The 14114-nt window shown below is 53.3% G+C and carries 11 protein-coding genes; 4 read left to right on the forward strand and 7 right to left on the reverse strand.

Going from position 1 to position 14114, the window contains the following annotated elements; all coding sequences use genetic code 11:
• Positions 1-475 precede the first annotated feature (475 nt).
• Both EUZ85_RS24510 and EUZ85_RS24515 read left to right on the forward strand, forming a co-directional pair.
• On the forward strand, positions 476-1228 hold the full coding sequence (locus EUZ85_RS24510) for a hypothetical protein (RefSeq protein WP_127972783.1): 753 nt from the start codon (positions 476-478) through the stop codon (positions 1226-1228).
• A 27-nt stretch (positions 1229-1255) separates the two neighbouring features.
• Positions 1256-3112 carry a carbohydrate binding domain-containing protein gene (locus tag EUZ85_RS24515; protein WP_127972784.1) on the forward strand — a complete coding sequence of 619 codons (1857 nt, stop codon included), beginning with the start codon at positions 1256-1258 and terminating at the stop codon, positions 3110-3112.
• Positions 3113-3158: 46 nt separating this feature from the next.
• Here the strand turns inward: EUZ85_RS24515 and EUZ85_RS24520 are convergent, their stop codons facing one another.
• Complete coding sequence (locus tag EUZ85_RS24520; RefSeq protein ID WP_127972785.1) at positions 3159-4727, reverse strand: ATP-binding protein; 1569 nt, start codon at positions 4725-4727, stop codon at positions 3159-3161.
• Positions 4728-4747: 20 nt separating this feature from the next.
• Positions 4748-5485: a response regulator gene (locus tag EUZ85_RS24525; protein ID WP_127972786.1), complete on the reverse strand. Its 738-nt coding sequence runs from the start codon at positions 5483-5485 to the stop codon at positions 4748-4750.
• A gap of 294 nt (positions 5486-5779) precedes the next feature.
• Between EUZ85_RS24525 and EUZ85_RS24530 the strand changes: the two genes are divergently transcribed.
• Both EUZ85_RS24530 and EUZ85_RS24535 read left to right on the forward strand, forming a co-directional pair.
• On the forward strand, positions 5780-6553 hold the full coding sequence (locus EUZ85_RS24530; RefSeq protein ID WP_127972787.1) for a GNAT family N-acetyltransferase: 774 nt from the start codon (positions 5780-5782) through the stop codon (positions 6551-6553).
• Between the two features lie 32 nt (positions 6554-6585).
• Positions 6586-7380, forward strand: a complete 795-nt coding sequence (locus EUZ85_RS24535) for a 1-acyl-sn-glycerol-3-phosphate acyltransferase (protein ID WP_127972788.1) — start codon at positions 6586-6588, stop codon at positions 7378-7380.
• Here the strand turns inward: EUZ85_RS24535 and EUZ85_RS24540 are convergent.
• The 5 genes from EUZ85_RS24540 to EUZ85_RS24560 all read right to left on the reverse strand — a co-directional run bounded on the left by EUZ85_RS24540 (position 7360) and on the right by EUZ85_RS24560 (position 13909).
• Positions 7360-7815 carry a peptidylprolyl isomerase gene (locus EUZ85_RS24540; protein ID WP_127972789.1) on the reverse strand — a complete coding sequence of 152 codons (456 nt, stop codon included), beginning with the start codon at positions 7813-7815 and terminating at the stop codon, positions 7360-7362. The genes EUZ85_RS24535 and EUZ85_RS24540 overlap by 21 nt on opposite strands.
• Positions 7816-7921: 106 nt before the next feature.
• A complete protein-coding gene (locus EUZ85_RS24545) occupies positions 7922-10093 on the reverse strand; it encodes an acetyl-CoA hydrolase/transferase C-terminal domain-containing protein (protein WP_127972790.1) in 2172 nt (723 codons plus the stop codon).
• Positions 10094-10393: 300 nt separating this feature from the next.
• Positions 10394-11935: a methyl-accepting chemotaxis protein gene (locus EUZ85_RS24550; RefSeq protein WP_127972791.1), complete on the reverse strand. Its 1542-nt coding sequence runs from the start codon at positions 11933-11935 to the stop codon at positions 10394-10396.
• A 334-nt stretch (positions 11936-12269) separates the two neighbouring features.
• Positions 12270-12590 (reverse strand): hypothetical protein, encoded by a 321-nt coding sequence (locus EUZ85_RS24555; protein WP_127972792.1) that lies wholly within the window; start codon positions 12588-12590, stop codon positions 12270-12272.
• 161 nt (positions 12591-12751) lie between these two features.
• Positions 12752-13909 (reverse strand): alpha/beta fold hydrolase, encoded by a 1158-nt coding sequence (locus EUZ85_RS24560; RefSeq protein WP_127972793.1) that lies wholly within the window; start codon positions 13907-13909, stop codon positions 12752-12754.
• Positions 13910-14114: the final 205 nt, after the last annotated feature.

The following is a 14114-nucleotide window of genomic DNA, read 5'->3' on the forward strand; positions in this document are numbered from 1 at the left end:
TCTGAAGTCTGAAGTCTGAAGTCTGAAGTCTGAAGTCTGAAGTCTGAAGTCTGAAGTCTGAAGGGCAGGCAAAAAAAGAGGGGCTAAGATAGCCCCACAATGAAACAAGGAAAGTTCGATAGAACTACAACCTCAAAGAGTCATCCCTTACGAGACGAATTATGAATTTCTCCCGTCTTCGTGTCTGTTAGAGAAGTGTCGCCTTATGTAACAAATGGTAAGCAAAAAGGCCTAACTCCTTATTTTTACATCATCTAAACCCGCCACCCCTAAAACCCAAATTTTTACGCCATCAAAAATCCTGACCAAGTAGACAAACCAAAGTAAGCCATTAGTCCAACGCCCATTTGCACGATTGAGACGATGGTGGCATTTGGCTAAATTTTCGGACCGCCCGGTAAGATCGCTCGTTTATGGATGAATGTGAGCGGAATGTTAACTGTTCTATTCCAAACACAGTCAGAAAGGAACGCAAATGAAGAAGCCACTGATCCTGGGCGCAGCCGGTCTGGTCGCCTTGGCGTCGGTCGTGGGAATACTTCGTTATTCCGACGGTCCCAAGCCAAGCCCCGACACGCCAGCCGCTTCCAATGAAGCACAACCTGGAGGCGCGGCCCCCGCTGCCGAATTCAGCTCTCCGGCGCCGCTTGACGCCCAATCTCAGACCACCACGTCACAGCCCCCCGCCAGCACGGCGACACAGGCTGATGCGGACTTTTCCGCCGACGGTCCTCCACCTGAGCCAGTAAATGATGAGTTGGATGCTAACGACTCCAACGAAGTCATGTCCATGTGGAGCTCCCCTGGAGACGCTGAAGATGTTGTTGTGAACGGCATCCCCGCCAAAAGGATGCACGCGAATATGGAAGCGCTGGATAAGCTGCGCGTGGGACGGCAGTTGGAACTGCCTATCCCGCAAAGAAATGAGTCGCTGCTTGCGGAAATCACTTCCACTCACAATCAGCTAGACACAATAGAAGTCTGGAAAGGCCCGCTGGTCGGCGGAGCCCCAACAGATAACGTCATAATCACCCGCGGAGAGATGGACACACATGTAGTCATCGCCACCCGCACTGGCACTTATTCCGCCGTTATTAATAACGACACCGGACAGGTCACCCTCACCGACGAAGGCGAAATAAACAGCCGGATCACCCCAACTGAAGACGGCGTGCCGATTCCACCTCTGGATCTGCCAACGCCCGAACAGCCTCAAAGCAACTCATAAAATATAAATGAAAAAAGGAAAACTATAATGAATTTTAGTAAAGCCGCCGCCCTTATGTTCGCCGCCAGCGTCGGAGCCGGCTCCGCGCATGCGAAGAACACCGTAGACGTACTGGTTCTGTACATTGACCAAGCGACACAGACCTCCAATGGTCGCGATATCGACGCCCGTATTGCGTCCTATATCGAGTACAGCAACCAGGCCTACGAGAACAGTAATGTTGATATGCGTCTGCGCCTTGTAGGCGCGGAAAAGATCAATTCAAACTATGTTTATGTAAACAGCTCCAACCTGGATTCCTTCAGCCGCAACAACACTGTCGCCTCACTGCGCCAGAAGTACGGCGCTGACCTGGTTACCCTGATCAACCTGCGCGAGCCTATGAATGGCGGGTATGTGTGCGGTATCGGTTATGTTCCACCGGGTAACTCCAGCTCAGGTCAGCTTTACAGCAACGCCGCTTCAGCCGGTTTCAGTCTGGTCGGCGTAGATTGCGGATACAGCACTTTCACTCACGAACTCGGCCATAACATGAGCCTTGGCCACTCTGCCGTTCAAAACTCGCAAGGCGGCATCTGGTCCTGGGCCCGCGGCCACGGCGTGTACGGCTCATTCAGCACCATCATGGCCTATCCTCAGGCCTACAATACACGTAACCAGCTGCAAATGATGTCCAACCCGGACCTCAACAAATGTGAAGGCCAGGCTTGTGGCGTCAGCGCGGGACAGAGCAACGGCGCCGATGCGGCGCAGAACCTGCGCAAGATTGGCGATCAGATCGCCGCTTTCTTCCCTACGAAGATCGACGACGGTGGAGATGGCGACGATAACGGAGACGACAACGGCGGCGATGACAATGGTGGAGATGACGGCGGCGATAATGGAGATAACGGCGACGACACCACTGTATGCAGCAAGCCAGAGTTGAACGACAACCTGGTGGAAGACGGCGACTTCAATGAGCTGTCCAGCTGGACCAGCTACAGCAACGCTGGCGACTTGGGACAAGCTTACTTCAAGAAAGACTGCGGCCGTGATTATATTCTGGAAATCACCAATCGCTCAGCCTACTACGCTGGCGCTTACCAGAAGCTGACCGGCAAACTGAAAGCTGGCGTTGAATATAAACTAACCGCCAAACTCGGCCTGGGTGAAAATGGCAGTCGCGAGAATATGCGCGTTGTATTCAAAGTTTCTGACGACAGCGGCACGCATTATCAGTACCTTTCTCGCGCGTCATTCACCAACAGCGAAATGTCCAAGTATGAACGCACCTTTACGCTGGACGCCAAAGGCGACATTCGTGACGTAGGCATGTTGATTTACGGCGCCAGCGCTGGCGTAGACATGCTGGTTGACGAAGTGAAGATTGTTCCTCTCAACCGTGACGGGGACGATGGGGATGACAACGGCGGCGACACCAGCAACCCCGGCGGCAAAGAAATCATTAATGAGGGCTTTGAGAACGGGACTCGCGGCTGGAGTAACTATTTCGGAACCAGACTTTACCTGAGCGATACGGCTGCTTCCGGCAAGTACAGCCTGCTCAGCAGCTACCGCTACCGCTGGTACTCTGGCCCTGGTTTCAATGCACATGGCCTGTTGGAAGCCGGTAAGCCCTATCAGGTCAGCGCTGACGTTTATCTGGCCAGCAGCCGCCGCTCATCCGACAAAGCTGAACTGTGGGTCTACTACGTTGATAACTCCGGCGGTCATTGGAAAAAGCTGGGCGGCCAGGATATCGCCACGTCACAATGGCAGAACATCAGCGGTGAGTTGAACCTGTCTCCGAATGGGACCATCTCTCAGCTGCGCCTGCATGTGATTGGCGCACAGCCTTCCACCAGCATGTACATCGACAACCTGAAAGTGATCAGCAAGTAAGGGAAGCGAAATAGACTTGAAAAGCGCAGCTCAAGCTGCGCTTTTTTTATGCCCCTTGTTTACGGGGCCAGACCAGACTGAACTTGGCGCCGCCAAGATTCTCGCTGCGGCCGACAAAGGCTTGTCCGCCGTGCCAATATAGAATTCGTCGAACAATGGAAAGCCCCAAACCGTACCCGCCGGAACTACGGGTGCGACTATCATCGAGCCTCGCGAAGGCCGTGAATACGCGCTCCCAATCCGACTCAGGAATACCTGGCCCATCGTCTTCAACATCAATACGGCAGGTTTCCTGGCCGAAATTACAATGCACAACTACTTTCGACTTAGCATAGCGCGTTGCATTACCCACTAAATTCTGCACTGAGCGATGGATATAGCGAGGCTCGACTTCAGACACTTTCCAACGATCCGAACCTCTTACGAAATCCGCGCTGATCTCCAGGTTTGGTTTAACAGAACTCTGCTCTCCCACCACCTGATTGACGATGTCTTTAACGTTCGCTTCCTGGAAGTCCAGGATAGGTCCACCCTGCTCCAGGCGAGCATAGGTGAGGATTTCATCTATCAGCTCGTTGAGTTCCTGTATATCCGAATCAATCCCTGACAGCTGCTTGTGGAGGAACTGATCTTCCGTGCTGTCTTCAATCATCTGCACGCCAAAGCGGATGCGGGCGACCGGCGTACGCAATTCATGCGACACCGCATGAATCATTTCCCGCTGCACCGCAACCAGTCTCTGAATATGCTCCGCCATTCGATTAAATACCGTCCCCAGACGTCCAACAGCGTCAAAGCGGTTGTCATCCACCCTGGCGTCCAACTCCCCACGCGCAATACGACTGGCCACGGTTTCCAGCTTACGCAAGCGGCGCTCAAGTTTTTCCAGCAGCAGGTAAAGTGTGGCGCCGATACATACCAGCCCGGCGACAATCAACGTCGTCAACACCGGCCAGGCCCAGGGATTGAACGTCGGCACCGGGTCGATCTGTAAAATGAACTGTTTGTCGAACGACACCGCCAGCGCATCGCCTTTGCGCCCCTGAGACGGCAGTGAGGTCCAGCCCTCCTTCAAAAAGCGCCCCTGAATATTGGCGGGCCACTCCGCAATCACGCTAAGCGGGACCAGACTCGCTGACAGGTTAAAGGACTTACCCAATTCCAACAGAGTATCTTCACGGGACTCTTTGGCCACGGCTCGGGTCTGCAGAGAGATCAAGCGCGCCGCCCACAAAGCGCTTTCCAATGGCAGGTCGGCGAAATAAGCGCCCAGCATTTTATCTGGGCCGGCCTGGGCGAAGGCATGTATGCCGGCGTTATTGGAAAGAACGATGGTTTGCCCGTAGGCCAGGCGCTCCCGCTCCAAACGACTGAACTCAAACTCCGCCGGAGCGAGCAAATCAAATGTCAGATCAGCGGTAGTGATGGATTTGAGGAATTCCAGCCGTTCTTCCGGCTGCTCTATGACCCAGTTGAATAGCGGCGCTACGCGTTGCTCTCGGTACTGCAGGTAACGCACGGCGTTTATGGAGTGAAAAAGGCCCAGTGCTATAACTGCATATACGAGCAACGATAACGCTACGCCGCTGTATACGCGCAGAAAGACGTTATTCACAGTGAGCCCTGTTGTCCCGGTTAGGCTTCTTTAACGAAGAGGTATCCTTTGCTACGCACCGTTTTGATTCGTCTGGGATGCACCGGATCGTCCCCTATCTTGGGTCGGATGCGGGAAACTCTGACGTCGATGGAACGATCCTGCCCATCATATTCAATACCGCGCAGTGCGGTGAAAATTTCTTCCCGGCTGAGCACTCTGCCGGCGCTGCTGGCCAGCAACCACAACAAATCGAATTCCGCACTGGTCAAGTCGATACTCTGATCTTCCAACCAGGCTTCGCGCATAGAGCGATCGATCACCAGGTTATTGAAAACCAGACGCACTGGACCGTCTCCAGACTGTTCGGCGACCGGCGATTCTGCGGCCGCTTCGCCCTGCTCCTTCACCCTGCGCAGCAACGCGCGGATTCTCGCCAGCAACACCCGCGGGCGCACCGGCTTACACATATAATCATCCGCACCCATTTCCAGGCCCAATACCTGGTCCAGGTCATCTGTACGCGCGGTCAGCATCAGAATGGGGCCGTTATAACTCGGCCGTACTTTGCGGCAAATGGAAAGACCGTCTTCGCCCGGCAGCATCAGGTCCAATACGACCAGATCGGGTTGCTCATTCTGAATTCGCTCAACAGCCTTACTGCCATTGGGCTCAACGGAGACCATCAAGCCATTCGATTCAAGATACTCTTTGGTAAGATCGGCCAAACGTTCATCATCTTCAACGATCAATATGCGCCAAGCTTCATTAGTATCCACGGTATCCGTATCTCTCACATTATAGATTTTGAGTCCCGTCCCTGCCCCTGTCGCCATCCTTTCCTGAATGGCCCCCAATAAAATTTAGAATTATTCGTGACTTATAGAAAAATAGCACTTTTATCCACATAAGTATAACCAGTCTTACAAAAATTACCCCTTTCTCAGTCAAGTGACTTAGCAAGTACACCAACGCTTACTTAAAAACAATTGTCATAAACCAGTAACTGCAACGTCACCCCCCTGTCACGTGATCGCCATAGTATCCGCCAAAACACTATAAAGAGAATTACTATGCACACATCAGGTCAGCGAGTCGTCTTAGCCAAGGCGGAATCAAAGAAAGCGGAGCTCTTCGTTCGCGTGGCGCAGCGTAGTGAAGAGGTGATCATGGCGCAGCAACTGCGCTACCGGATATTTACGGAAGAATTCGGCGCCAATCTCCACAGCCCGGTCCCAGGACTGGACTGCGATAGTTTCGATCCTTTTTGCGACCACCTGTTGGTGAAAGACAACATCAGCGGACAAGTGGTCGCCACCACTCGTTTGCTTGCCGATGACAAAGCAAAACTGGCGGGCAGTTTCTATTCTGAAAGCGAGTTTGATCTCAGCGCGATCTATCAGCTGCCGGGGCGTAAACTGGAAATCGGTCGCACCTGCGTACATCCCGCTTTCCGTAACGGCGCCACCCTGGCGTTGCTGTGGTCAGGCATCGCCAAGTACGTCATTGACAATGAGTTCGACTACTTATTGGGATGCGGCTCCATCAGCGTCATAGAGGGCACAGCGGAAGCTTGGTCTATCACACGCCAGTTACAGGAGCGGTGTCTCACCGAGGAAAACGCCAGAGTCATTCCCAAGCGGATCTTGCCCCAGCCTGTTGGTCCCGCGCCCAGCAAAGCAGCGGTCCCTCCTCTGATACGCGCTTATATGCGCCTGGGCGCCCAGATCGGCGGAGATCCATGTTGGGACCCTGATTTCCAATGCGCCGATTTGTTTATTCTGTTACACATCGATGCACTGGCTGCGCGCTACGCGAAGCACTTTATGAAAGAACCACAAGCCTGATCACTGCGACTGACGCCCGGAGGAAGGACGCCATGAATTTAGTTCGCCTGTTCCTGAGAGCCTCGATTCTGATCCCCTATCTGATGTGGGGCGCGGTGCTCGCCGCAATTGTGGGGGTTATAGACGCCATCAAGCCTCGCTGGCTGCAGCGCGCGCCAATCGCTCGCTTCTGGCTGGCGGGTTTATGCCGGGTGCTGAACCTGCGTATTCACGCTTCCGGTGAACTCCATGACGGGCCGGTGATGGTGATCAGTAACCATATTTCATGGTTGGATATTCCAGTCTTGGGCGCTATCAAGCCATTACACTTCTTGTCCAAGGCAGAAGTCAGAAGCTGGCCTTTCATAGGCTGGCTGGCTGCACAGGCCGGCACCTTATTCATTACCCGGGGCGGCGGCAAAGCGCGGCAAGTAGTGACGGAGCTTGAATCCTGCATGCGCGACGGCGCCACAACGTTGATTTTCCCAGAAGGTACAACGACGGATGGCCAGCGGGTCAAGAAATTTCATGGACGCCTGCTAAATGCGGCGATTCGGGCGCAAGTTCCGATACAGCCCATCACCCTGCATTACCGACGGGACAATGTGCCGGATGCTTACGCGCCGTTTATCGGCGACGACGAATTCGTGTCGCATTTGGTAAGACTGATGAAAGCCACGCCGACGGACGTCTACGTGGCGATTCATCCAGTCATGGAAGTCGCAATGGATACGCCTGCGGAAAGCGTCGCCAGGACAGCACAACAGCAGGTGGAAACATCACTGCAGCAAATGTACTGGAGCAACGATCCCAAGCCTGACTGGGCGTTAGCCGACGGCGTAGCCTGATTTGATTTCGTCGTCGGTCGCTTCCCGTACCGATCTGACGTGAACCTCGAAGTACAGAGTCAGTCCCGCCAGAGGATGGTTGGCGTCCACAAGCACTTTTTCTCCGTGGATGCTGACCACTTTAATCACCTTGCGCTCGGCTCCGGACTGAGTTTGAAACAGCATGCCCGGCTTTAATTCGTCAACGCCTTCAAACTGATCGGCCGGCACCAATTGCACCAGCTCTTCCCTCAGTGCGCCATACGCCAGCTCTGGAGGAATGGTCAGCGACACGACATCCCCGGCGATATGCTCCGCCAGCCCTTGTTCAAACCCTGGGGTCACCTGCCCCGCGCCCTGCATGAATACCAGAGGCTCACCGCCGAATGAGGTGTCCACCACCTCTCCTTCGGCGTTTTTCAGGTTGTAATCCACGGTAAAAACTTTTGGTCGCATAATTCTGTTCCGCAAAAAAGGCGGGATTCTATCACGAAGCGCCTCGCCTGTTTTACGTGAAGCCGCTAATTTATGGGGAGGCGCTGTTTTAGACTCAGCTCCCGGCTCAGCCAGCCATTTCCGCAATCAACAGCTTTTGCTCCATGCGTTCTCTGATTTCCTGTGGCTGATCCAGTTTCATCCGCTTGAGTATCGGTGCAAGCTCCAATGGCGTCTCCCGTACATGGAAAGCGCGCCACAGCGCCTGCGCCAAACCTAATTTGGTCGAGGTCTTCGCTTTCAATGCTTTCAACGCCTTGCCTATCTTCAACTCTTCCTCGGTAAACTCACACCCGAACGGAAAGGCCGGGAACAAGCCCTTGGCGCTGTACTTTTGATGCAGTGCGCGAAGCTTTTCCGGCGTATTGCTGCGATAGGCCTCCGGCAAAATGTAGTCCGCCGGCACTTTACCCGCCCGCTTCGCCTGCTGCAGCAACTCGTCCTGGAAACGTGAATCCGCAACTTTGATCAGCTCGATATACACATCCTTATCCGGTTTGCCGCGTACATCAGCGATGCCGTATTCCGTCACGAAAATATCCCGCAAATGTCGGGGGATCGTCATATGCCCATAGTTAAAAATAATATTGGAGAGACTGCGTCCGCCGGAATTACGAGTGGATTTCAGCTTGATGATGGAGCGCGCCTGAGGGATCTCATGGGCCATAGCGACAAAGTTATACTGCCCTCCAACGCCGCTCACCACCTTCCCGTTGCATAGCCCGTCCGAGATCACCGCGCCGTTCAGCGTCACCATCATCGCCGAGTTGATAAAGCGGGACTCGGCGCGCTGCGCCACCTTCAACGCCTGTGCGCCAAACTTGTGATCGTACAGATGATTAATGAAGTTGACGCTGGTCATACAGAACTTTTGATGCTCCTCGTCACTGAGCTCATGCAACATGTCGTAAAAACGCTGTGGACCAAGGAAAAAACCGCCATGCATGACGACTCCACCTTTCAAGTTCTCGCCCAGACAAATCGCTTCGATTTTCGTACGCGCTTCCTGAGAGCTCAGATCCGGTTCGATCGGCTCCCCTTGCCACACCAGCGCGCCGCCTTTGAACTCGACCTGAGGTTTGAAAATGCCGTACTTAATCAAATACTGCACATCCCGGGCGCGCAGTTTGGCATGAATGACGTCCGCATCGACCAGCGCATCGAGGATGCGCAGATCCACCTGGGTGGAGATATCGCCCTGATTCAGCAACTTCTGCAGTACCAGGTCATCAAAGACTTCACGGGTGAGAATGCCGGCCTTATAGAGATACATAAAACCATCGACCATCATCTCACTGCATCCATACAGTCCCTGGGACAAGGGATCATCGCCGCCGATAGCGTCAACGACCGGGAACTTGTCGCGCAAGTCCAGATCACGCATTAACTCGCGGTAAACCTGATTCTGCTCCCTGCGCAAGATCGTGCTGTAAACCAGTGCGCTTCCCAATGAGCCGATCCCCACTTGCAGCGTACCGCCATCACGAATCAGCGTACTGGCGTTAAAACCAATAAAGTGATCGGCGGGGGATATAGCCATGTTAGGCGTCGCAAACAAGGGATGGTCGAAATCCCGGCTGTCCACCACAAAATCAACCCGCTCCGGCTCCAGCACCGCGTGATTGTGCATGAAAGGCAGACGGCGATTGACCATTCCTACAATAGCGATTGGCGCCCCCTGCGCAGCGAGTTCGTGCAGCATGGGCTCCAGATCGATGGACAGGTCTGGATTACAACTGAAGCTGTAGTAGGGCTTACCATCTATGTCGCGATAGGCCAACATCTGCAGCACCACATTAACGCCGTTAGCAATGAGATCTCTAGCGGCGTGGGTGTAGTTGCTGCTCATGTAATTCTGTTGTTGCCGGGCATTGTTCAAATAGCTGCCGGCTTTGAAGAAGAACTCCGCCACCTCTACGTTACGAGGCAGACTGTTGTTACGAAGGTCAAGCACGTAATCCAGGTCAGGGACGCCAGCGAATTGCCGCTCAACGAATGGCTCTAGGAAATTACGCTCTAACTTGCTGCGGCCAACCGGCTTTTCCAGAGACAGCGCAGTGACGATTTTCAAACTAAGACTGGCGTCGTCTTTGGCCCGCTGGTAGATCGCATTCACCAGAGGAACAGGCTTGCCCAGACCAAGAGGCAGGCCAAGCACGATCTTATTCCCTACTCTTTCAATAATAGCGTCGACGCAATCGGACAACTTCCTGAAGGTCCGTGGACGTTCTTGACTCATAATCGCTGGTTCCTTTTGTTATTTTTCGCCAACCACAGTACGGCGGCATGCAATCCAACTCACCCCGCGGTCAGCCGTCTTTGACTTGACGTTGAAGACTGTCGCTCTGGGAACGCTACATGGCGTCAGGGATTGTCGCAGTGACTCACGCGCCCAGTATGTGAATGAACACTAGGAAATGACTTGACGATCGTCAATAGAGAATCAAACCGACCATAGGATAAATCCTAGCGCATAAAAAAAGCGGCGCTGTTGCGCCGCTTAGCGTAGCCATGTCGCATCCATGCGCGGTTATGAAGGTTAAATCTTGAATTGGCGCACCAGGTCGCGTAGACGTTTGGCGTCCGCAGAGGACTTCTTGTTCGCTTCGACGGTTTCGCCCGCCCGGACAACGGAGTCTTCCGCCACTTTGGCGATATTGACCACGTTTTCGTTGATTTCCGAGACTACCAGGCTCTGCTCATGAGCAGCCTCCGCGATGAAGGTGCTCATCTCAGTAATCTTGTCCACCGCCCCGGCGATGATCTCAATTGACTTGCCCGCCTCCTGAACCTGGGTGACGCCATGTTGCGCCTGGTCTTTCACCAGCCCCATGCCGGCTTTGACCTCCTCGGTGGAGTGCTGCAAGCGCGCGATGATCTGCTGAATTTCGTCGGTAGACTCATGGGTGCGTTGCGCCAGCGTGCGCACTTCGTCCGCCACTACGGCGAAGCCCCGCCCCTGTTCGCCAGCCCGCGCCGCCTCGATCGCCGCGTTAAGGGCCAGCAAGTTAGTCTGCTCGGAAACGCTTTTGATAACGTCCAGAACCGTACCGATATTCTGGCCCTCTACCGCCAGCTTCTCGGTCACATCCGTCGCATGATCCACTTCTTTGGCAAGGCTTTGAATAACCGTGATGGCCTGCTGTACGACTTTTTCGCCCTGCTGCGCCGTTTCGTCCGCCTTCTGCGTAGCCTCTGAAGCCTGCGCCGCGCTCTTGGCGACGCCATCGATCGCGGATGACATTTCCGTACTGGCGGTGGCCACCATATCTATTTGCTGCTGCTGATTACTCATCTCTCTGGAGATTTCTTCCACCTTGTCGCTGGACTCGGTAAAGCTGTGCAGCAGTTGATCCGATGTCTCCACCACCTGCCCGATAATACCCTGAAGCTTTTCTATAAATATGTTGAACTGCTCGCCCAAAGCTGCAAATTCGTCTTTACGCTTGAACTTCAGACGTTGCGTCAAATCTCCGTCGCCCTGCGCGATATCACTGATGGCGTGAGTGACGTTGCTCAAAGGCGTCAGCACCGTGGTTTTCAGCAGTAAAATCATGACCGCCGCCAAAATAGCGTCGAGCACGATTATCTGCACCACGGTTTTCATAAAGACCCGGTCTAAAGCGACTTTAACCGGTGTCTGATCAATATAAAGTTCTACTTTGCCGACTTTGTTCTCTGCGCCGCTTTCCACGTAAATCAGGTCACGGGTCAGCACCATATCCTGACTCAAGTCAGGCAGATCCGCGCCTTCTTCAACTTTCTGGATTTCGCCTTCGCCACTTTCCTTATATTGGGCGGCCAACCTGTTTTCTTCGTTACTAACGACGATGCCGGCCACAATGGCGTCCTGCATTTCCGATTCGATGTTGCGGTTCAGGAATTCCGTTTCGTAGTTCCATATCGGAGCCGGCAGGCTCAGCGACAACCGTCCGAGTATGTTGTTCGCACTTCGTTCAAGTCTTGCCTGTACTTCGCTTTTCGTCGTCGAGTAATCGAAGTATCCGAAACCGATCAACATAAGCGTCGCCAGACTTAGAAACAGCAACGGCAAACGGACACTGATACTTGATAAATTCATCACACAGCCTCAAACCGGATCACATGACAGAAATTTGAGCGTGCGGAAAGAAGTTTCAGGGTTATTCCAAGCTATTTCGGATAACGGCCTGATATATGTTGGGAAAGTTTTCCGCACGTACTTAATAAATAAGTCTATACCATGCTGTGTAATTCGCCATTTTACGCAGGACAATCAGGGCGCTGGCGAAGGAAAAAATTGTAAAAGGTCAAAAAATAGATAAGGGAGGAAGTAAAATTTGCTTGGAGGTTTGCTATGACAGGGATTAACGGAGGGATTTAGCGCCGGATTCGCGCCCTGACAAAGCCAGGAGCGCCCACTCGCCAGAGATTACTCAGAAGTTCCAGGAAACAGAAACGCTTACGCCTTCTTCAATGGCGTCAAAATTATATTGAGGATGGGAAAGGACTTGACCGAAAGTTTGAGGGCGATGACCTTGGGGTTCGACTTCTACAGCGCCTTTCAGAAACTGGTTCGCCAGCATCACCAGCGCCCGGCGTACGCAATCGCCGGCTCCACCTTCACTGACTGCGCCTTGAGCAGTGTAGTTTTGATCCGCTGGCCATACGGCCTGAGCGGGCTCTGCAGCATCTACGCGGGAGACCTGACCTGCAACATTCAGAACCAGAAGGAGGGCGAATAGTCTTAACATCATGGCGCTGGTCTCCGGAAAACTACTTACAACTTACGGGTTCGTTTCTATGGTTCTAATACTACTGTATAAAAATTACCCGCGGCGTGACTAAGTTATCAAAAGCCATACTTTCGTCTGATTTTAGCCATAATTATGACAAAAAGTAGTCTTTGTCACGTTTTTTACGCCTGTGACGTTTTTTCGCCGGACCTTTGCGCCAGCCAGTCGGCGCTTATCGCCCATACGTTTTGTGGCGCTTTCCCCCCGGCGAACACGCCGGCATGGCCGCCGGGAGCGACACAGAACTCCTTGTCTTCTGTTGAAACAATGTCCAGCACCTTATGAGCGGCTTTGATGCTGACCAATTTATCCGCGTCGCCAGCAAACGCCAGAATCGAACATTTGATAGCGGAGAACTCCGCAGACGTCGCCCCCATTTTCATACGCCCTCGCGCCATCTGGTTCTGCAGGCCCATTTTCACCAGCATCTCTTTAATGGTCTGCCCTGGGTAGTCCACCATATCGTTGAACCACTGGCTCATGGTGGTGTGATTCTTGACGAACTCCCGGTCCCACAGATTCACCAGTAGCTCCAATGAGCTGATCAGACTGCCCATTGGGTTGGTAAGCTTGAACGCCAGAGAATTCACCCATCCAGGGATATGCAGAAAACGCGCGGGTAAATCCATCAGAGAGAAATTTAATACCCGGGAAATAATGTTGGCGGGCCGATAGACCAATGACAGCACCCTTCCCGCCATACCGCTCTGATGCATGTCCACCGGGCTCGCCACTGTCACCAGATTGCGAATATTCGGGTCCTGGCTCGCCGCTGCGTACATAAGAGTCAGCAGCCCGCCCATACAGTAGGAGAAAAAAGAGACGTCTTCGCGGCCGCTATGCAGGCGGATTTGCCGCAATGCGTCGGGCATCCACTGCATCACATAGGTTTCCAGAGACAGGTGAGAATGGTCTTCGGTCACTTCACCCCAATCGATCAGATAAACGTCAAAGCCTTTGGCCAGAAAGTAACGGACAATGCTGCGTTGCGGCAAAATATCGAAAATCATCGACGTCGCCGCCAGAGGCGGAACCAGCACCAACGGCGTGTGTTGTTTCATTCTTTCGACGGGGATAGTTTCATCGCCGACCTGAATTTCGTCCTCTTCCAACGGGAGATAGTGACGTACCGACATAATGCCGTCGCGGTAGATCTCCTCATACGGACTCAGATTCGCGATGAAGAAATTCTCGGAAAACAGATAGCGCTCAAGGGCGTTGAGAGCGCCCCACATTAATTTTTCCGACCAGGCTGGGGCTTCCTTTACATCCGCGGCCATATTTAAGTGCTCTGTGCTGTTGTTATTAATCAGGCAGTCAAATAGCTTCCTTCTATTTGTCTGCAACGACAGGGCCTGCACAGGTCAGGCCCTGTCTCCCGCGGCTAGCCGCCGCGCAGGCGCATCCATGCGCCTAGTTATTAACATGCCAATATCATTGCCATATTAATATTGTATTGTCATCCGCTCATTCAGGCGGTTACGC

It is taken from the genome of Hahella sp. KA22, from assembly GCF_004135205.1.
GTDB lineage: Bacteria > Pseudomonadota > Gammaproteobacteria > Pseudomonadales > Oleiphilaceae > Hahella.